This is a genomic window from Paenibacillus sp. S33, from assembly GCF_053615415.1.
The window spans coordinates 843169-864065 of the sequence record NZ_JBSIEZ010000001.1 but is presented as its reverse complement, the minus strand read 5'-3'; the positions used below and the strand labels follow the sequence as shown (position 1 = coordinate 864065).

Genomic DNA, 20897 nt, shown 5'->3' with positions numbered 1-20897 from the left:
TGTATACCCTATTTTAATGAACGGAAAGGAAGTTTTGATGATGAAACGGGAAAACTCCGAAGCACTATATAAAGAAGCCCTGGAGCATATTGTCGGGGGCGTTAACAGCCCTTCACGCTCCTTTAAAGCTGTGGGCGGCGGCGCTCCAGTATTCATGAAACGCGCCCAAGGCGCTCATTTCTGGGATGCGGATGATAATCGATATATCGACTATTTGGCGGCCTACGGCCCAATTATTACCGGACATGCTCACCCCCATATTACTAAGGCCATCAGCGAAGCGGCCGCGAACGGCGTATTATACGGAACCTCAACGGTATTGGAAATCAAACTGGCGAAGATGCTGAAGGAAGCAATTCCTTCTATGGACAAGGTCCGGTTTGTGAATTCTGGCACAGAAGCGGTTATGACGACGATTCGTGTGGCACGGGCCTATACTGGGCGGAACAAGATCATCAAATTCGCCGGGTGCTACCACGGTCACTCGGATCTGGTACTTGTAGCCGCAGGCTCAGGCCCTTCTACGCTGGGCATACCTGACAGCGCAGGCATTACGACCAACATTGCGAGCGAGGTTATTACCGTGCCATTCAATGATCTCGACGCGTTGCGCCAAGCCTTGGAGCGTTGGAGCGACGATGTGGCGGCAGTCATGGTCGAGCCGATTGTCGGTAATTTCGGCATGGTTATGCCGCAGCCCGGTTATTTGGAAGGGTTGTGCTCCATGGCGCGTGCGAACGGCTCGCTCGTCATTTATGACGAGGTCATTACCGCATTCCGATTCCACTTCGGTTCCACCCAAACGTATGCAGGTTTGGACAACCATGATGCGATTCAGCCAGATTTGACCGCTCTGGGCAAAATCATGGGTGGTGGTCTGCCGATTGGTGCCTACGGCGGCAGCAAGCACATCATGGAGCAGGTTGCCCCACTCGGCCCGGCTTATCAGGCGGGTACGATGGCCGGCAACCCGGCTTCCATCTCGTCAGGCATCGCCTGCCTTGAAGTCCTTCAAGGGGAAGGCGTGTACGAAGAGATGGAACGTCTGGCCGTGAGACTGACGGACGGTATTCAGTCCTCTGCTGAACGCTACGGCGTGCCATTGACGATCAACCGTATTCGTGGAGCGTTCTCGACGCATTTCTGTGATCATCCGATCACGAATTACGCACAGGCGCAGGATACGGATAGCGAAGCATTCGCATCCTTCTTCCGTCACATGCTGGATCGCGGTATTCATCTGGCACCATCCAAGTACGAAGCCTGGTTCCTTACAACAGCGCATACCGACGAAGATGTGGATGCTACGCTGGAAGCGGCGGATGATTCGTTCCGGGCGATGTCACAAGGTAAGTAAACCCAGCAGTAAGTGATAGAATATGAATTTTGATAAGAGCTGGAAGTAGTCTTAGGGATGGGTATCCGACCTCTGGGACTTCGTTCCGGCTTTTTTTATTTTACAACTGTACCCGTACAGTTGCAGATTTTATGGATTGTATCAGGTTGTGCCATCCGAGTATATTGAGAGAACAACAGGTTAAGGTCATGATTACGGAGGTTTATTATGCACAGTCGTTCCAGAAATGGAGCCGCCTATCTGGCAGCTCTCAGCTATGCAGCTATACTTGGATTTTCATTTTTATTTGTAAAATTGACAGTCACAGAGGCAAGCCCGCTGGATGTGATTGCCCATCGCTTTGCGCTGTCATTTATCGCTTTGACCATTCCAGTGCTGCTCGGTTGGATTAAGCTCAACATCAAGTTACGTGACATTTTGCGCATTTTACCACTAGCACTGCTCTCCCCTTTAGTGTATTTTCCACTACAAGCCTTCGGGCTGATGAGCACTTCTTCATCGGAAGGTGGAATTATTCAAGCAACCGTTCCTATTTTTACGTTGCTGTTAGCTTCCTATTTTATTAAAGAGCGTACAACGGTAGTCCAAAAAATTTCCTTACTGCTCTCTGTCTTTGGCGTGGTTTTTATATTTGTGATGAAAAGCGGAGCACCGCTAGCATCCAATAGCTATGGCGGTATTCTTCTGCTCGTGCTTTCTGCGATATGCCTATCCGGCTATAATGTGCTGGCACGACCATTAACACAAAAGTACAACCCCATGGAATTGACCTACGTTACCTCTATTTTGGGATGTATCGTTTTTAACGTGGTGGCACTGGGATATCATGCTATAGACGGCTCCATGAGCGCCTATATCGCTCCACTGGTGAAGCCTGGTTATTGGATGGCACTGATTTATCTGGGCATTCTGTCTACCCTCGTCACCTCGCTGTTATCGAGCTTTGCCTTGAAGTGGATCGAAGCCTCCAAAATGAGTGTGATCGGCAATTTATCCACCCTCATTTCCATGATTGCCGGTGCTTACATTTTGAAGGAGCAGCTCGCCTACTATCACATTGTTGGGGCTGTGATGATCATTATCGGCGTGCTGGGTACCAATTTCGGAGGGCGAAAAAACTTCACGCCGATCAAAACAACTTCGGCAAAATCACAAAAAACGGGCTAAAAATAAACACTACATTGCCTGCAAAAAAAGAAATCTCCCAGCTGCGCAATTCCAGCCGAGAGATTTCTTTTTTCATTTCTTAGTCTTCGTCGGATTAAATCGGGTACGCCATGACACTCATTAACGCCAATTCCGGCTGTGTCGTGTCCAATCTGCTATATTGTACGATGATGGGCACATCGCTGGTGACCGTAATTGCGTAAGGAATGCCTGTCGGAATCCGTTCGCCGGATTTCTCCAACGAGGCTGTTCGGATATGACGGGTTCGTCTTCCTTCCACCACCTCGATCAATCCCTCCAATGGCTCGCGGTCTTCAAAATAGATGTCTATACTTAGATTTGCCACACGGCTCCCACAATTCAGCACGCATATACTCTCATGACTGAGCAGCTCTCCCCGGCTTTCCGGTGGAATATACCCATCGGGGATGACCCAGAATAGGCTGCCTCGTGGCTGATTAGCCACCTTTTCCTGAGAACGTTCAGCATTTCCCATACTATTGGACTCCTTTACCCATAAGACTTTTTTGGCGCTTATGCCCCTTCTTCTAGCCGTACGGATTCTCCTTGGTACGCAACAGTTGAGCCAGAAAAGCAAGCGCCAATCCCTGCCCCCAGCCCTGAAGGCGTTTGTACGGAACGTTTCGATAGCCGTCAATATCGTTCATCACAGCAGTTCCAGCGGATACCCCCGTTACTGTGCCGTCGTCCTTAATGCGGCAAAGAATACCGTCGATCGCCTTTTGGGTGTATTTGTTAAACAATCTTCCTTGCATAAGCAAGGCAGTCGCAATTCCTGCCGAGCCCGAGGTTTCCAGATAAGAGGTATCATCGTTCAGCACCGTATGCCACAGCCCTTCCGGGGATTGCAGCCGCACCAGCGCATTGAGCTGGTCACGCAGCGAGCCGTCGATGATCATATAAGATGGATGCTGCACCTCCACCAATTTCAGCGCTTTTGCCATCGTGAGGGCTGCCCATGAATTGCCGCGCGCCCAATATATTCCTGACATCCGGCTTTGATTCGCATGATCCCATCCGTGATAATACAGATTCGTATCCGGGTCCTGCAAAAATTCTTCATGCCCGTGATATTGACGAACCCCATCCTCCCAATACTCCTTGTTGCCCAACAGATGACCGATACGAAGCAAATAATAACCGGCCATAAACATCGTATCCACCCATGCTTGCTGCGGAAATACATCATGAAGTGAATTCACCGTATGCTGGAAAATGCCGTCGGCAAACCGCTCCGCTTTTTGGGCCAAAAATTCTGCCATCTCGATGGCAATATCAAGGTATTTTTGCTCACCTGTGGCCTGATAAAGCGTCAACAAACAGTGCCCGACAGAAACGCCGTTCACCGAGAGAGATGGAAGTCCATCCTCGATATTTTCGTCAACCCATTCTTTCAGCTTGGTCAGATACTTTTCGTTTCCTGTCGCTTCATACGCTTCGCATACTCCGTAAAAGGCGACTCCACCCGGCCAATCCCAGCTGTAGTGCATTTGAAAGGTGCGTTCTACGACCCGGTCGATCACCTGCTTAACTTGTTCTTCATCAAAAATCAATGCAGGCATTTCCACGTCTCCCCCTTTGGTAAGTTTCACGTGAGTTACCTCCTTGACGCCCGTACATGAAAAGGTCGTCCTTCAACGTAAATACATGCGCAGCGGTTGCAAATCCAGTTCCTTCACAGCATCCACCACCATGTCTGCAATACGAACCGCGCCATTCTCATGAAAATGTGTGTTATCCTCTAAGCCGCCGGAAAAGTTCATGTATTCACCAGGCAGCAGCCACATAAAAAGCTCTTTACTCTCTTCGGGACCCAGCTGCTCATATAACTCCTGCGTGCGAGCAGACAAATCAATCAGCGGTACATTCGCTTCTTCCGCCAGCTCACGAACCGCTATTACATAGTCACCATGTGTGTCAGATAGCGTACCATCTGCGTTAAAATAGCGACGATGTACGGGCGTGACCAGTACCGGGGTGGCCCCATGGCTTTTCGCTCCGTCGATGTAGAGGCGCAGATTCTCCTTGTAGGTTGTAAAAGGCTCCGTAGCCCGCTCTGGATCAGGCTTCTGATCATTATGGCCGAATTGAATGAACAGGAAGTCTCCTGCCTTTATTTCGCCCAAAATAGCGTCCAGCCGTCCCTCGTCCACGAAGCTTTTGGAGCTTCGTCCCGATACGGCATGATTATCCACGCAGACATCATGCTTGAACAGGGCGGGCAAAGCCTGGCCCCAGCCAGTATACGGATAGCCGGATGCGTCCTGATCCGTAACCGTGGAATCTCCGGCTAGGAATAGCCGGAGGGTCTGTGGCGCTGGCGCAATCTCCAGCGCATTGAGCCGTGGCGCGGTGCCTGATACGGTGAGGCGTAGTTTGCCACCCCGGACAGGCACCGTAAATAGGGCTTCAGTGAACTGGCCCGGCAGCGTGTGTACTGGAGGCAGCATATGCTTACCTTCACCAGCCTTGAATCGCGTGAGCGTTTCCGCCTGCGAATCGCCGACCAGTATAGTGACGAGATATATCCCGTCTGGCACATCTGCAACAAATGCAGCGTTCAGTGGAATACAAAAGCTGCTTCGTAGCCGCGTGCGTGCATCCTTGGCTGCACTCTGCCTTTTTCGACCGTACACATGCTCCGTAGCCTCGAAGCCATAGCCCTGTTCAGTTGTATATAAGCAATCCGGAGACACTCCCTTGTAGCCATCCGCAGGCTCTCCCGGACCAAAATCAAACTTCCACAATGTACTCACCTCTCAGCCATCGCCCTCAAATCCCGTCCATTCAATCGTACAAACCCGGATGCCTTCCATTTCCACTCGTAAGCTTCATATCCTCACGTTATGGATTTTGGATCTTACCCCTTCAAACCACTCGTACTCATTCCTTCTACAATTTGCTTCTGGAATGCGAAGAATACAGCGATAACTGGAAGCAGGCTTAGGATAGACATCGCGAACATTCCTCCCCAGTTGGAAGCCGACTCGCTGTCGAGGAACATCTTGAGTGCAATAGATACGGTATATTTCTCCGGCGAATTCAGATACAGTACCGGACCAAGCAAATCCTCCCACTTCCAGTAGAAAGAGAAGATTGCCGCTGTAGCCAACGACGATTTGAGTAAGGGTAAAATAATTCTGAAATACAGCCGGAACTTGCCGCATCCGTCAATCGTCGCCGCTTCATCCAACTCTGCTGGAATCGTCCGTATAAACTGCACCATCAGGAAGATGAAGAACGGCATCCCGAAAAAGGAGGGTACCACCAACGGTAAGATCGTATTGATCCAACCGAGCTTGGTGAAAATAATATATTGCGGTACCAGTACCACATCCCCTGGTAGCATAAGTGTCACCATCATCAAAGCAAACCACAAGTTACGCCCTTTGAATTTCAAGCGTGCAAAGCCAAATGCGATCAAAGAGGAGGAAAGCACAGCTCCAATCGTTGAAATTACCACGATCGTGAGCGAGTTTAGAATGTACGTGCCAAAGTTGTAGCCAGTTGTCCCTTTCCAGCCTGTTACATAGTTTTGCCAGATCCATTCAGTAGGGAAAAGCGAGGATGCCGTGACGAATATCGTCCGACTTTCTTTAAACGAGCTGAACAGCATCCAAAAAACGGGATACAGCATCAGGAGCGCCAGTGCAGCAACCAGTATGTGATAAATTGGCCATTTGACCGTTTTCCATGCCATCGGTATCAGCGCCCCTTTTCCGTTTCATAAAATACCCAGTATCTGGAGGTTATAAATAAAATCGCTGTCAGTATCCCAATCATAATGAGCATGACCCAAGCCATGGCTGCCGCATATCCCATGTTGCTGAACATAAACGCCTGCCGGAACAGATACAGTGAATGCAGCATCGTTCCATCCATCGGGCCTCCTTCACCCTTAGAAATAACATAAGCCGGGACGAAGGTCATAAAAGCGCTGATCGTCTGCATAATCAGATTAAATAGAATAATAGGGCTAAGCAACGGTAGCGTAATACTGAAAAATTTTCGTACTGGCTTAGCGCCATCTACACTGGACGCCTCGTACAATTCAACAGGAATGTTCTTTAAACCTGCCAGAAAAATCAGCATGGAGGAGCCAAATTGCCATACGGACAGGGTGATTAGCATTGTAAGCGAAGCATCCGGATCACCAAACCATTTCACCGGAGTCGCCCCTAAGGTCGAAAGCAGGCTGTTCACTATGCCGTTATTACTGAAAATGTTCCGCCACATAATGGATACCGCAACGCTACCTCCGATAATCGACGGCAGATAGTACATTGTCCGATAGGTGCCGACCATGCGCGATTTGGTATTCAAAATCATAGCCACAAACAACGCGAAAATCAGTCGCAACGGTACACCGACCAGCACATACGTAAACGTGACCCTGATCGAATTCCAGTATTTCGGGTCGCCTGTGAACATTTTTTCGAAGTTACCCAGACCAATCCATTTGGGCGGGGTGAACAGGTTGTAGGTGGTAAAGGACAGATACAGCGAAATAAACATTGGAATTAACGTAAACGCCAGAAAGCCCACAATAAACGGGCTGATAAACGCATATCCGGTCATATTGGCTTTCAAGCTCTGATGATTTCGCAAGCTCATCAAGCCTCCCTTCTGTTGCATTTAAAGAAATAGAAAAACTTTATGTTGTTAATAATTCGTTGTTATATGAATATTATTGTGATGTCTGCAAAGGGTGCTTATGCAGTTGGTTCGTCGAATCAACCGTGCGCAATCATGCTTTGGACTACGCACGGTTAACTTAACGAAACGTTCCTTCGATCTTGTCGTTCTTATGCTAAAACGATGTCAGATACCCTAAAGGTCTCATTGCGCTCATTATTGCTTGTTATTCGCAAGGATAGTATTCGCATCAGCCCGGAACTTGGCCGCTGCGTCTTCAGCCGTCATCTGTCCGAAATTGACCTGCTCAATATAATCGGTCAGAGTCGCAATCACTTCCGGCGATCCGACTGGTGGCGGCGGGCTCATTGGAGAAGCCTTCGGCTCCATGGAAGCTACAAATTCAAACACCTGCTTCGTAGGCTCGCTTAACTCTGGCGCAACAGCCTCCTTGATTTTGGAGGAAATCGGCACGCCCCGTTCGCCTTTAATCAATTTATTCGCTTCTACATCATTCATCCAGAAATCAATAAACTTTGCGGCCTCATCCTTCACCTGTGAACGGGAAGCAACCGTCCAGTACATCGTAGGCTGCATGTATACGCCTTTTTCCATATTCGGCCCAAACATTGGAGCCAGTGCCATTGGGCGGTTAACAACCTGCTGTAAGCCCACATACTGATTGGACCACTGCCAAATACCGATGCCTGTTCCTTTTACAATATCGGATTCCTCAAGAATCCCCTTGGTCTGGTTCATAATTTCAGGAGGCGGGGTCGCTCCCTTTTTAATCAGATCAGCCAATCCGCTGAAGAAGTCAACAAACAGCTTATCATCGTCATACCCCAATCCTGTTCCTTCCGCATTGTAGAGAGTCTTTCCTTGCGTACGCAAATAGTAGTGGAAGAAAATATCAGCCGCCATCGAGCTGTCAAAGTATACTTTGTTGGAACCCGCTTTTAAAGCCAGTTCTTTGTATTGATCCCATGTCCAGTTGTCAGGGATTTTGTCTATACCCGCTTTTTTGAGCAACGCCGGGTCATACTGGAAACCCAGAACATTGACACCGGTTGGAATACCATATTGCTTTCCAGCAATTACGCCGGTTTTGAGTACATTTTCGGTCACATCAGCGACCTGAATTTTTTGATTCAAGTAAGGCGCGAGATCCTCCAGTTGACCATTTTTCGCATATTGGCTAATATACGAAATGTCCATTTGCACGATATCAGGCAACTGATTAGCCGCAGCCTGCGGGGCGAGCTTTTTCCAATAGTCATCAAAAGAGGCATATTCCACATCAATCGTTACATTTGGATTTTTCTGCTTATACAAATCAACGACCTTTTGCGTGTATTCATGACGCGTATCCGATCCCCACCAAGCGATCCGTAATTTTACTTTCCCGTCTGCACTTGTGCCCGAATTGCTGCCGCCGTCCGCTCCGCTACATGCCGTCGTCAAAACGAGCAGCATCGCTATGATCAGAAACCATCCCTTTTTGCCCACCTATCTCTCCCCTTTTCGCTGTTCTAGAAAGGAGCCAAATCACGAGTGACAACGCATTTACGCAATTTTGATAGCGTTTACATTAGCTCCTGTTGTTATTTTCCCAAAAGCAGAGAAACATTGGAATACACAAATCAGGTTTCCTGGGTTTAAAAAACAGTGGGGGCCATCAGCTCATCCCCGTTCATGTGATTTAATATACTCGGAAGGCGTCATACCTGCCCATTTTTTGAACACCTGGCTAAAATATTGCGCGTTCCCACCGAAGCCGAACCATTCGGCCAGCTCAAACACCTTCACGTCTCCGGTCTCTCGAATATGCTCAGCCGCACGTTCGATCCGATAACGATTGACGTAGTGTGAAAAGTTTTCGCCTGTCACTTTTTTGAAAATTTTTCCTAAGTAGTCGGAGTTCATATACAGCATTTGACCTGCCACTCCGTTCAGCGACAGATCGGATTTTCTGTAGTTTTGCTCAATAATAGTGATCATTTTATCAACGGTGGAAGATTGGCGATACACATTACTTTTATAATAGATTGCGGTCATTCGTTCGGCAGCTTCCTGTACAAAAGATTTGAGACATGCCAGCGTTTTTTGCTCTGCCAGCACCACCATTCGGCTCGTAAACGCCGCACGCTCTTCTTCAGGGCATATACGGATCATAGCGGCATAGAGCTGAAGCACATAGGAGCGGGTCACGGAGATTTCCAGCTTCATCCGGGACAGAATACCGAACAACCGATCCACTTCCTGTGCAACCTCCACCGTATTTCCAGCCTTGATTAGCAGACCGAACTTCTCCTCGTCCAGCTCCAAATCTGCCATCTCCCGGGTATCCTCAGCCGCTAAATCCTCCTTCGTAATCAAACTGCCCTCCCCGGTGTAAAAACGGTGATTCATACAATGCAGTGTCTCCCGGTACATCCCCCGTGAATGCTGCATACTATCCGACTCACTAACTGCGATTGTTACCTCCAGCTTGTAAAAGCGATGAAATGTCGCACGTACCGCTTCAATCTGTTTCATAAACCGTGACGTGTCATCCTCACTTTCCAGCACGATGAGCAATTGCCCCTGCATGGTCGTACTGAGCAAGACATCATCCATTAAATCTGCCGCTATATTTTGCAATGCAAACAAATGCTCCGGCTCATGGGATTCCTCCACCCGCAGCAGCAGCATTCGAACCTGCTTATCTTGCAATTCAATTCCGAATAACCGCTCATAAAATGCGATATCACGACTACCGTAAGTTTTATAGGAAATAAACTCCTTCAAAAAGTGTTCCTTCACATGAGGCAGCATACGCTGAAAATCTAGCTTCATCCGGTTTACAAACTGCTTGCGTTCTTCCTGCTCCTCCCGCTCCTGCCCCAACTCGGTCAGAGCCTCATGAATTTGCCGTTCATTGCATGGCTTCAACAAGTAGTGCTTCACCCCGTATTGCATGGCCCGACAGGCATAATCAAAATCTTTGTAACCAGACAACAGAATGAAACGGACGTCTGGAAAATGCTCCGTCGTTTTGGCAACCAGTCCGATGCCGTCCAATCCAGGCATAGAGATGTCGCTAATCACAAAATCAGGCGGGCTGGCCTGAATCTGATCATAAGCCTCAATCCCGTTACGTGCCGTACCAACCAATCTCGTTCCCGCTTTCCCCCAATCAACCACCTGTGATATGCCTTCCAAAATCATACGCTCATCATCAACCAGTAGCACCTTGTACACGACCCTGATCCCCTTTCACATATGGAATACAGACATGAATCGACGTTCCTGTTCCTGACTCGCTATGCAGCTCTATCCCCCAAGGTGTACCAAATGTCAGGTTAATCCGTTCCTGAATATTCGTAAGTCCAATGCCCTGCCCACGAGTCATGACCTGCCCGCTCCGCAGCTTTTCCAAGAAATCCGGCGTCATTCCGGGTCCGTCATCTTCAACTCGCAGAAATAAAGCCCCCTCGCTTTCTCTCGCAATAATAGCAATCCGACAGGGTTCAATTCGCGGCTCCAACGCATAATGAATGGCATTCTCCACCAAGGGCTGAAGCGTTAGCTTCGGAATTTGTGCATCCATCAGTTCTTCCGGGACATCCAGATGGAAGACGAGACGTTCATCAAAACGTGTTTTTTGAATCGTTACGTAGCTCCTTACAATATCCAGTTCTTTTCGAAGCGGAATCAGCTGCTCTTCAAAACTGACCGCACTACGCAATAGAAAAGCAAGTGCTTCCACCATCTCTGAAATCCGATCCTGCTTATTGGCCTTGGCGAGCCAGTTCACGGATTCCAGCGTGTTGTATAAAAAGTGTGGATTAATCTGTGCCTGTAGTGCCTTTAGCTCTGTTTCCCGCAGTAATAGCTGTTTGGCAACATTCTCATTAATGAGCTCACGAATGCGGCGAATCATTTTCTTATATGTCCGATGTAACAAGCCTACCTCATCCTGTGTGGAAAGGGGGACCGCGCCAAGTGCTTCTTCTTCCAAACGGTCGAGATCGCCTTTTTCTATTTTACGCATGTTCTGAATTAATTGAACAATCGGTTTGGTAATGCTCCCTGACAACCTAGCCCCCAGTGCCAATGCGATAAGAAGCATAATTACAAAAATAGCGCTTACAACTTCTTTAATGATCGTAATACTGCGAAACATATCATCGAAGGGGGTCATATGCAAATACGTCCACCCCGTATAAGAGGATTTGATTTGAGCAGCGAAAAAGGTCCCTCCTGAGTAGGTCGCAATCCCGTAAGGCTGCTTTCGACCAAGCTCCGCCTGGATATCACTCTCACTCAAAAGTGGTGTTTCGGGATAAATCATCCGCCTTCCATCTGTAATCATTAGTTGTCCGTCACGGCCGGAGGTCTGCACACGATCCGCTACAATCCGGTCAATTCGCACACGAATCGCAAGCGTTCCGAGCCCATTCAGCGTAAAATTAGAATCGGTAAAGGATTTGAACTGCCGAGCGGCCAGCAAGGAGGAATGACCTGCCGCATACCATGCATTGGAACCGTCATGTTCGTCTGCCAGCTCCGACAGGGTGGATCGAAGCTCCTGGGGAATACCTTCGCGGTTGCCCGCACTCATGACCTGTCCCTCTTTATCGATCACTATCATAGAATAGACATAGGTTTCAGAGCCGGCAAAGGCGACGAGCCTATTCGTTATTTTTTTACGCAGCACCATTTTGGTATAAGGTGACGTTTCCTTTTCCAATTGCAGCAAATAACGTTGAAGCTGCTCGTCCGTTGTTACCTTGAAAGTAACTTTTTCCACATCCTTCAGCTCATTTTCTATGCCGATTGAAGAAATATTGAGTACTTCGGATGTTTTTTTGTACATTTGATTATCATAAATATGAAATACGTACTTAAGTATGACTGCAACAACTGCAAAATTAACCAGCATAAGCACCGTAATCAGCAGTACCATTTTATGATGGATTCCAGCATTTTTGTAAGCGTTTTTAAAGTAGGTAATCAGTGAATGTCGCCTCCTTCGCTCATCCTGCCCGGTCCAGCCCAAAATGGAGAAAACTCTATATATCATACAAAATACCCCATGCCTTGGTCATTCGGCAAGAGGTATTTGTATTTGCTTAGCGTTGATCGGTTGGTTTCGATTTGTCCGCCTTGCTCATATATTCGTCGTATCGGTCATCAAGTTCCCGTGCCATACTCCGGTATTTACGCGTCTCCTCAACAATGGGATCGATATGAGTCTGAACCCGCACCTCATATTTAGGACTGAGTCTTTCCCGCTTCTGGGCCTCATTCTCACGAATTTCGCCTTCCGTCAGCAGTTCACTGAGCTGGCGTTCCAATTCTTCGGATTGGCTCATCGCGATTTCCTCCTTCAGGATGATGTTCTACGTAGAATTATAACCCGGTTGCGTCTGCTTCTTTCAGCACTTGAATAAGTTGAGAATGAATAGCTGTATTCGTCGCTGCAATATGCCGTACACTCAGGTCATAAGGTCTGCCCAATGTATCGGTAATGGTGCCGCCTGATTCCTGTACCAGCAAAGCGCCCGCTGCCACATCCCACGCATTCAAACCAATTTCGCAATAGGCCGACAGCCGTCCTGATGCTACATAAGCCAGATGCAATGCTGCCGAGCCCAGCGCCCGAATGCCGCGTACCTGAGGTGTAAGAACCTGCGTAATTTTCATATTTAGCGGTTGTGCATAGGTACGATCCGGCGGGAAGCCGACGCACACCAGACTATCTCCCAGTGTTTCTTCTCTCGATGCTTGCATGCGATTGCCATGTACATAAGCGCCTTTTCCTTTTTCCGCTACAAACATTTCATCACGGGACGGATCATAAATAACCCCGACAATCACCTCTCCGCGATGGGCCAATGCAATAGACACACTGTAATACGGCAGACTGTGTACAAAATTGGTAGTCCCATCTACCGGATCAATAATCCATAGATATTCCTCTTCACGGGCAGCCTCTAATGCGCGGGCCGAAGCTTCGGCTCCCGGCTCTACACTCTCTTCACCCAAAATAGCATGATCGGGAAAATGGGTCAGAATCAGTCTGCGAATCATTTGCTCTGCACCTTTATCTACCTCGGTCACTAGATCCGTAGGAGACTGTTTGGTATTCAAATGTTCAACAGTTCCCAGCCTGCTTTTAATCCATTCCCCGGCTTTGGATGCCGCGTTAATAGCCACGGCAGTATAGCTTTTTCCTGATACGATATAGGGAACCTTTTCGTTTTCATTTTCGTTCAACGTGTTCACTCTACTTTCTATATCATTGTTACGTGGTTTACGAAGCTGCTCTACAACACAGTCTCTTAACCATCTCTGTTTCAGTACAAGTTTGCTAGTTTACACATTCTAGTATACACAATAAGCTGCATAAAGTTTCTCTAAATGGGAGCTTTATCCGCAAAATGCTACTTTCTAAGGCATAATTTCTACGGAAGCTCCATCCAGCACTTTAACCCCATTAGCTTCCTGAAGGCGCAGTTCATTCATCAACCCGAATAACGCTTCATCCTTAAGTTTGGCTTCAAGCATGACATCAATCCGATCCGTATATCCGGCAATATTGCGCAAAAAGGTAAGCAACGGCTCCACTAGAACACCGTCCGCATGGCCCCGAGGATCTTTTTCACTTTTGGGGCTGGACGCATGGATTTTGGGCGGCAATGGATGATCCACAGAAGATCCGGCTTGGGCCAATTCCCCTTTCCAGGTATCCAAAATATCCGGCCATAGCTCCCACGGCTTCTCCCCCTCATTATTCACCCATTGATGATGAATATCGAGAACCATCGGCAACCCCGTCAATTTGCAAGCCTCCAGCGTTTCCACCGCATTGAACGTTTTATCATCATTTTCCAGCGTTAACCGTTCTCTTAACGAAAGATCCAGAGCACTAACCTGCTCTACAAAACGCTGGCCTGAGGTCACCTTATCTCCGTATGCACCACCAATATGAATGTTGTTCTTGGCTTCGGCACCCAGTCCCATGGCCTCCAGCATCGCTTTGTGGTACTTCAGATCATTAATGGAGCTCTGCAACACCTCAGGACGGGGAGTGCTTAACACTGTAAAATGATCGGGGTGAAACGATACCCTCATCCTATTCGCCCTGACATAGTTCCCAACCTCTGCAAAGTCAGCAGCAAGCGCCTGAAAAGGATCCCAATCCCGCAGATCCTGATGGGTCGCGAGCGGAATCAGCTTGGATGAGAAACGATAGACCTGGATATCACTCGCGCGATTATGGCGCAGCAGCCTCAAAGTATTATGGAGATTTTCGGCTGCTATCCGTTCTAGCTTGCGGATTGCAGCTTCTCGGTCTCCAATCTTGTTAAAGCTGCTCAATGTCATGGTTTTAGAGGGGGATGCATTTTGAACGGTAACCGACATGGCTACATAACCGAACCTTACGATCATAGAGTGTCTTCCTTTCAGCAGTCGCAGTAGATGGTAAGGCCGCTTTCGTTCTGTGACCTAAACCCCTTTTCTACTGATCATACCCGGAAATGCACCTGCTGATTCGGTGTTATCGCACAAATTGCAAGAAGAAAACAGCTAGGATTGCTGCTGTGCTCCAAAAAACATTTCATCCGCCAATGCGGTCTGAATTCTTGATTCCTCTTCATTCAGCTTACGAATGAGGATCATTTCAACTTCGGTCACTTCATCGCCCTGGAAATTAATTTCGGCGATACAACCCACAATCTGCACGATGGCTACTGCCACGTTGTCCACGCTGTAAGCGATGACCTTCTGGCCTGTCGGAAACACGCGCAGCCCGGATTTAACCATTTTGCCACGTCCGTATTCCAGCAGTTCGTAAAGTTCTTGCTCGCTCTTGAATTTGCACACTGAGTTAAATTCAGTTTGAAAGCCCATGTGTAGCCGCCACCTTTCATCATTAAGGGTTTAGTGCAGTGCTCAAAGATATGCCATATATATGAACAAAAAGGAGAGTGATCAGCTCCCCTTTGTTTCGTTTATGAGTTCTCGTAGTGCAGTGCCGACCTGCGCTCATAACGCTCCAATGCAAGAGCAATCATGCGATCCAGCAGACTTGCATAGGATACGCCAGTTTCTCTCCACAGCAATGGATACATACTGAACGGTGTAAAGCCAGGCATCGTATTCACTTCATTAATAAGGATATGTCCGTCCGAGCGTCTGACGAAGAAATCGGCACGGGAAATCCCGCAGCCTTCCAGAGCACGGAATGCTTGCAATGCGGCTTCACGAATACGATCTGCCACTTCCTCATCCAACGGTGCCGGAATGAGCATTTCCGATTGGCCATCCGTATATTTGGCAGCGTAATCGTAATAATCACTCGACGATACAATTTCACCCGGTACCGAGGCAATCGGCTCATCATTGCCAAGTACGCTGACCTCAATCTCACGGGCATCGACGTACTCCTCGACAATCACCTTTAGGTCAAATTGCAAAGCCAGATCTACAGCCTTTTCCAGCTCTTCTCGGTTACTGGCTTTGGAAATACCGACACTTGATCCCAGATTGGCCGGTTTGACAAAGCAAGGATAACCTAGCTCGGTTTCCATGTTACGTACCAGATCATGACTGGTTTGGGCCCACTGTGTACTATTAAAATAACAGTATTTCACTTGCGGCAATCCTGCATGCTCAAACAGCTTCTTCATGACGCCTTTATCCATACCTGCTGCCGAAGCCAGCACTCCTGCACCGACATAAGGCATATCCGCCATTTCGAACAGACCCTGAATCGTTCCGTCCTCGCCAAAGGTACCGTGCAGCAACGGAAACAGTACATCCAGCGTCTGCTCTCCGTACAGCTTGCCGAACAATGTATCTAATGCCGCCTTGGTGCCGCCCTCTGCGCGTTCCAGCTTCAATTGCTCTACAGAAGCCAGAGGAGCGCTTAATAGCGCCCCTCTACGCCAATCGCCAGCCTTCGTAATATAAAAAGGAATAATCTCGTATTTCTCATAGTTAAAAGCGTTCATTACCGCATACGCCGTTTGCAGCGAAACCTCATGTTCGCCCGATTTGCCACCGTACACTAGCCCTACGGTCAATTTTTGATTTGCCATGCCTATCCTCCGCTTTCCTGCTTTCGTCATTGTGACTGATTTGCATCACTGTACCTGTTATCCACCATCTCATTTAAAAATAGTCGGCGATGTGATAAAAGCGATATACCGTGTTGTCCGTCCACGCATACGAATTTTTATAGTCCCAATAACGATGTCTGGAGCTTACCGTATGTGCATTGACTAGCGGCATGCCGCCCGCATCAAAGGCCGTGACCACCGTGCTGTGCTGGAAGGTTCCGTCACCATCCCAATCGTAAAAAATGACGTCCCCCAACATGAGCTCCTCTGGACGACTCACCTGCTCAGCAGTCAACCCCCATGAGCTGGAGCCCAAATACCGCTCCAGACTGTTGGATACTGCCCAACTGTAGCTCCACAGCTCATTTCCGGCGACCCGTCCTTTATACCACCAGCCCGATTCTCTTTTACCAGTATAGTGGATCGGTGCTCCCCCTGCAAAGAGGCATTGCGAGATATAATTGGTGCAATCCACATCAAAACCTTCAAACTCCGGATTGAAGCTATCCCACCACTGATCTGCATAGGCCGCTGCTTCTTCGCGGCGATATCGGCTGGGACGTGCTGATGAGCCGAAGCCCAGCACACCGCGATTCAGCAGCGGCAGATTTCCTCCTTGATTAAACGAAGCCTGTTCAAAAGGAACCTCTCCCCCCGCTGGCTTCCTTTCTGCCGGATCGCGCTCAATTCTCGCTACCTGCCAGGCTTCACCCTCGCGTGTGAACGTCAGACGCTCCCGTTCGATCCGATCCTCCCGGTGAGTCATCCCACCCTTCTCATAAAAGAGTCGGACATGCAGTTGTACATCTACCACTGCCTCATCCGGGGTATCCTGCACCATTCGTAGCGGCTTGGCGCGTGTCTCGCTGCGTAGGGGAACAGCATCCCGTTCGTTGTACCACTGCTCCAATCTGGCCGCACGTGCTGCTCGTTCCATCCGCTGACCCACCTCCAGATACTCATCCGGCTGCGGTACACCATTCACTTCACTGCGATTGTATTGATTCACGTAAGCAAAAAGGGCCTGTTTCCATTCCCGCTCCCCCATCCCAATCCCTCCATATTCGTCCCGCTATCCTTTTCCGGGGATAACCGGAATGATGTATAACTTCCTTTCTTGCCTCTCTGGTCTGAAATGCTCTCTATCTATAAGTATGAATCTCTAAAGCTTGGTATGAACATCGAAACGCGAGGGAGCGGAACGTTTTATTTTCCAATCTGCAACGCATCATTTAGGCCAAAAAAACTTTACGGAACCGTCTGAAAACGGTATACTTAATCCAAAAGCAATCATTTTGAAATCATGTTTCATCTAATGAAACAAATTACATTCATCTCAACCTCTAACACGTAATGAAACACTGAAGATGTAATTGAGAACGCAACCAATTTAAACCAACTGTGCAAGACGTCGAAAAAACGACATCCCTATTTTCCCCCAAGCATCCACTTCAAGGAGGTAATACTTATGTCAGGAAAAGATCAATTCTCCATTGCTCGTAGTCTCGAAGTTAACGGTAAGCCTTATCGCTACTACAGTCTTAAGGCACTGGAGGAACAAGGAAAGAGCGGTATTGCCAAGCTGCCTTTCTCCATTAAAGTGTTGTTGGAAGCTGCGGTTCGCCAATTTGACGGACGCGCCATCACTGAAGAACATGTACAGCAGCTGACAGGCTGGGCTGAGGATCGGGACACCAACAAGGAGATTCCATTCATTCCTGCACGCATCGTGCTTCAGGATTTTACTGGCGTCCCGGTAGTTGTCGATTTGGCTGCCATGCGTGATACGGTGAAAAAAGCGGGCGGTGATCCGAAACAAATCAATCCACTCGTTCCTGTCGATCTCGTTATCGACCACTCGGTCATGGTCGATGCTTTTGGTACCAGTGACGCGCTGGACTACAATATTAATGTAGAGTTTGAACGCAACGAGGAGCGGTACCGTTTTCTGCGTTGGGCGCAAACGGCGTTCAACAACTTCCGCGCCGTTCCGCCATCCACCGGTATCGTCCATCAGGTCAATCTGGAGTATCTCGCCTCCGTGGCCGCCACCAAAACCATTGACGGCGAAACGGTCGTCTTTCCAGATTCCCTCGTAGGAACAGACTCCCATACCACGATGATTAACGGGCTGGGTGTTGTAGGCTGGGGTGTCGGCGGGATTGAAGCAGAGGCGGGTATGCTGGGGCAGCCGCTGTATTTTGTCACTCCCGATGTGATCGGCTTCAAACTGACAGGCAGCCTGTCGGAAGGCTCTACTGCCACCGATCTGGCGCTCACTGTTACGCAAATGCTGCGTAAAAAAGGCGTAGTCGGCAAATTCGTGGAATTTTACGGGCCTGGTCTGGCAAACATCAGCTTGGCTGACCGTGCGACGGTTGCCAACATGGCACCGGAATACGGCGCAACGATTGGCTTCTTCCCGGTCGATGCGGAAACGCTAGCCTACCTGCGCAGCACCGGACGTTCCGATGAGCAAGTAAGCCTCGTAGAGGAATATTACAAAGCCCAAGGCATGTTCCGCACATCCGATACACCGGACCCTGTGTTCAGCGATACGATTGAGCTTGATCTGGCATCGGTAGTACCGAGTCTCGCCGGACCCAAACGTCCGCAGGACCGTGTTGAGCTTAGTCGCATGAAGGAAACGTTTGAAGGCATTATCCGTACCCCGGTGGACAAGGGCGGCTATGGACTGAGCGATGAAAAAATCGCACAGAAAATTCCGCTGACCCATCCGGACGGCTCCACCAGCGAGTTGGGTACAGGAGCAGTCGTTATTGCGGCGATCACAAGCTGCACGAATACCTCCAATCCAAGCGTTATGCTCGGTGCAGGCTTGCTGGCCAAAAAAGCAGTACAGCGCGGGCTCAAAAAGCCAGGCTATGTTAAAACAAGCTTGACACCAGGCTCCCTCGTCGTGACGGAATACCTGCAAAAAGCCGGATTAATCGGACCGCTCGAAGCCCTCGGTTTCCATGTAGCTGGCTACGGCTGCGCAACCTGTATTGGTAACTCCGGCCCACTTCCTGACGAAGTGAGTCAAGCCATCACAGACCATGATTTGACGGTTGGCGCAGTTATTTCCGGCAACCGGAACTTTGAAGGCCGTGTGCACGCGCAGGTCAAAGCCAACTATCTCGGCTCACCGCCACTGGTTGTCGCTTATGCGCTGGCAGGCACAGTGAACATTGATTTGGTGAATGATCCTCTCGGTTACGATCAGGACAATCAACCAGTCTACCTGAAAGACATCTGGCCTACTTCCGAGGAAATCAAGGAAGCCATCAGCCTGTCTCTCAGCCCGGATATGTTCCGTCGCAAATACGAAAATGTATTTACTGCCAACGAAAAATGGAATTCCATTCCGGTTCCTGAAGGCGAACTGTATGAATGGGATGAAAACTCAACTTATATTCAAAATCCGCCGTTCTTTGAAGGACTTCAGGATGGCGTACAAGATATCAAGGAAATCCGTAATGCCCGTGTGCTTGCCCTGTTGAATGATTCGGTCACGACGGACCATATCTCACCAGCAGGCAACATTGCCCCTGCCAGCCCGGCAGGACTGTATTTGAAGGAGCATGGCGTGGAACGCAAGGACTTCAACTCCTACGGCTCACGTCGCGGTAACCACGAGGTCATGATGCGCGGTACATTCGCCAACATCCGTATCCGCAACAATGTGGCTCCAGGCACCGAGGGCGGCGTGACCAAATACTTGCCAACGGATGAGGAAATGTCCATCTATGATGCATCCATGAAATATCAGGCAGCCGATCAGAACCTGATCGTCATTGCTGGTAAGGAATACGGCACAGGCAGCTCTCGTGACTGGGCGGCCAAAGGTACGCTACTGCTGGGCGTTAAGGCTGTCATTGCCGAAAGCTTCGAGCGGATTCACCGCAGTAACCTAGTCGGCATGGGTGTACTGCCTCTGCAATTCCAGGAGGGCTATGGCTGGTCTAGCCTGGGTCTGAACGGTCGTGAAACGTTTGACATTCTTGGCATCGACAATGACGTGAAGCCTGGTCAAGAGCTTACAGTGGTGGCTAAACGCGAGGATGGCACAAAGTTCGAATTCCCGGTAATTGCCCGTCTAGACAGCACCGTCGATATCGACTACTACCACAACGGTGGTATTCTGCAAACCGTATTGCGTCAGATGATTCAAGAGTAGAGAGCGTATAAATAACGAAATCCCCTCCAAATGCAGTGGAAACTGCGAATTGAGAGGGGATTTTTTATATGCTTTAAGCTTTTAAAAGGAAACATATGCCGAGAACTGAGAACACTAGGGTTATAAGGAGTGTGAAGAGACCAGGCAGGCTTTCCATGATTACAGAGCCTTCTTCGCTCTTGAACTGACGACTGAGATAGGGTTGAAGCATTAGCATAATTATAAAAGATATGAGACTAATTCCACACAACAACCATACCTCAGGGGAGGATTTGTCAACAAAACGGTCAGCCACATCATTGAAATTGTAGTGGATTGCTACATTCCTAGGCATTCTCGGATACATGAAAAAGTAGATGACGAAAGGCAAAACAGAAATAAGAAAAGACAATACATTAGAAAAATTTAATTTACTTCTCATGGA

Annotated in this window: 18 protein-coding genes; 3 read left to right on the top strand and 15 right to left on the bottom strand. The window is 48.7% G+C overall.

Annotated elements, in window-relative coordinates; all coding sequences use genetic code 11:
- Window positions 1–40: 40 nt before the first annotated feature.
- Both ACWGXJ_RS04035 and ACWGXJ_RS04030 read left to right on the top strand, forming a co-directional pair.
- The gene (locus tag ACWGXJ_RS04035) at window positions 41–1357 is read left to right on the top strand and encodes a glutamate-1-semialdehyde 2,1-aminomutase (RefSeq protein WP_452567864.1); all 1317 of its coding nucleotides are present in this window, start codon (window positions 41–43) and stop codon (window positions 1355–1357) included.
- A gap of 207 nt (window positions 1358–1564) precedes the next feature.
- The gene (locus ACWGXJ_RS04030; protein WP_061831548.1) at window positions 1565–2524 is read left to right on the top strand and encodes a DMT family transporter; all 960 of its coding nucleotides are present in this window, start codon (window positions 1565–1567) and stop codon (window positions 2522–2524) included.
- A gap of 94 nt (window positions 2525–2618) precedes the next feature.
- Here ACWGXJ_RS04030 and ACWGXJ_RS04025 read toward each other — a convergent pair whose 3' ends face one another.
- The 14 genes from ACWGXJ_RS04025 to ACWGXJ_RS03960 all read right to left on the bottom strand — a co-directional run bounded on the left by ACWGXJ_RS04025 (window position 2619) and on the right by ACWGXJ_RS03960 (window position 17341).
- Window positions 2619–3020, bottom strand: coding sequence for a sensory rhodopsin transducer (locus tag ACWGXJ_RS04025; RefSeq protein WP_061831547.1), 402 nt, complete (start codon window positions 3018–3020; stop codon window positions 2619–2621).
- A 52-nt stretch (window positions 3021–3072) separates the two neighbouring features.
- Window positions 3073–4107, bottom strand: coding sequence for a glycoside hydrolase family 88/105 protein (locus ACWGXJ_RS04020; RefSeq protein ID WP_452567863.1), 1035 nt, complete (start codon window positions 4105–4107; stop codon window positions 3073–3075).
- Between the two features lie 72 nt (window positions 4108–4179).
- Window positions 4180–5292, bottom strand: a complete 1113-nt coding sequence (locus ACWGXJ_RS04015) for a rhamnogalacturonan acetylesterase (protein ID WP_452567862.1) — start codon at window positions 5290–5292, stop codon at window positions 4180–4182.
- Window positions 5293–5405: 113 nt separating this feature from the next.
- Window positions 5406–6245 (bottom strand): carbohydrate ABC transporter permease, encoded by an 840-nt coding sequence (locus tag ACWGXJ_RS04010; protein ID WP_023987016.1) that lies wholly within the window; start codon window positions 6243–6245, stop codon window positions 5406–5408.
- Window positions 6246–6250: 5 nt separating this feature from the next.
- Window positions 6251–7159 carry a carbohydrate ABC transporter permease gene (locus ACWGXJ_RS04005; RefSeq protein ID WP_023987015.1) on the bottom strand — a complete coding sequence of 303 codons (909 nt, stop codon included), beginning with the start codon at window positions 7157–7159 and terminating at the stop codon, window positions 6251–6253.
- A 237-nt stretch (window positions 7160–7396) separates the two neighbouring features.
- Window positions 7397–8689: an ABC transporter substrate-binding protein gene (locus ACWGXJ_RS04000; protein WP_069291103.1), complete on the bottom strand. Its 1293-nt coding sequence runs from the start codon at window positions 8687–8689 to the stop codon at window positions 7397–7399.
- A 174-nt stretch (window positions 8690–8863) separates the two neighbouring features.
- Window positions 8864–10423, bottom strand: a complete 1560-nt coding sequence (locus ACWGXJ_RS03995; protein ID WP_250259424.1) for a response regulator transcription factor — start codon at window positions 10421–10423, stop codon at window positions 8864–8866.
- Window positions 10401–12131 carry a sensor histidine kinase gene (locus ACWGXJ_RS03990; RefSeq protein ID WP_250262124.1) on the bottom strand — a complete coding sequence of 577 codons (1731 nt, stop codon included), beginning with the start codon at window positions 12129–12131 and terminating at the stop codon, window positions 10401–10403. Before ACWGXJ_RS03990 ends, ACWGXJ_RS03995 begins: the two co-directional genes overlap by 23 nt.
- A 166-nt stretch (window positions 12132–12297) precedes the next feature.
- Window positions 12298–12540: a hypothetical protein gene (locus tag ACWGXJ_RS03985; protein ID WP_029515768.1), complete on the bottom strand. Its 243-nt coding sequence runs from the start codon at window positions 12538–12540 to the stop codon at window positions 12298–12300.
- 37 nt (window positions 12541–12577) lie between these two features.
- On the bottom strand, window positions 12578–13444 hold the full coding sequence (locus ACWGXJ_RS03980; protein ID WP_452566244.1) for an inositol monophosphatase family protein: 867 nt from the start codon (window positions 13442–13444) through the stop codon (window positions 12578–12580).
- A 174-nt stretch (window positions 13445–13618) separates the two neighbouring features.
- Window positions 13619–14620 (bottom strand): UV DNA damage repair endonuclease UvsE, encoded by a 1002-nt coding sequence (uvsE, locus tag ACWGXJ_RS03975; RefSeq protein ID WP_452566243.1) that lies wholly within the window; start codon window positions 14618–14620, stop codon window positions 13619–13621.
- 138 nt (window positions 14621–14758) lie between these two features.
- Window positions 14759–15082: a hypothetical protein gene (locus tag ACWGXJ_RS03970; RefSeq protein ID WP_007428793.1), complete on the bottom strand. Its 324-nt coding sequence runs from the start codon at window positions 15080–15082 to the stop codon at window positions 14759–14761.
- A gap of 101 nt (window positions 15083–15183) precedes the next feature.
- Window positions 15184–16272, bottom strand: a complete 1089-nt coding sequence (locus tag ACWGXJ_RS03965; RefSeq protein WP_039270664.1) for a D-alanine--D-alanine ligase — start codon at window positions 16270–16272, stop codon at window positions 15184–15186.
- Between the two features lie 73 nt (window positions 16273–16345).
- Window positions 16346–17341, bottom strand: a complete 996-nt coding sequence (locus ACWGXJ_RS03960; RefSeq protein WP_452566242.1) for an amidase domain-containing protein — start codon at window positions 17339–17341, stop codon at window positions 16346–16348.
- A gap of 420 nt (window positions 17342–17761) precedes the next feature.
- Between ACWGXJ_RS03960 and acnA the strand changes: the two genes are divergently transcribed.
- A complete protein-coding gene (acnA, locus tag ACWGXJ_RS03955; RefSeq protein ID WP_452566241.1) occupies window positions 17762–20473 on the top strand; it encodes an aconitate hydratase AcnA in 2712 nt (903 codons plus the stop codon).
- 73 nt (window positions 20474–20546) lie between these two features.
- Here acnA and ACWGXJ_RS03950 read toward each other — a convergent pair whose 3' ends face one another.
- Window positions 20547–20894: a DUF1648 domain-containing protein gene (locus ACWGXJ_RS03950; protein WP_452566240.1), complete on the bottom strand. Its 348-nt coding sequence runs from the start codon at window positions 20892–20894 to the stop codon at window positions 20547–20549.
- Between the last annotated feature and the right edge of the window lie 3 nt (window positions 20895–20897).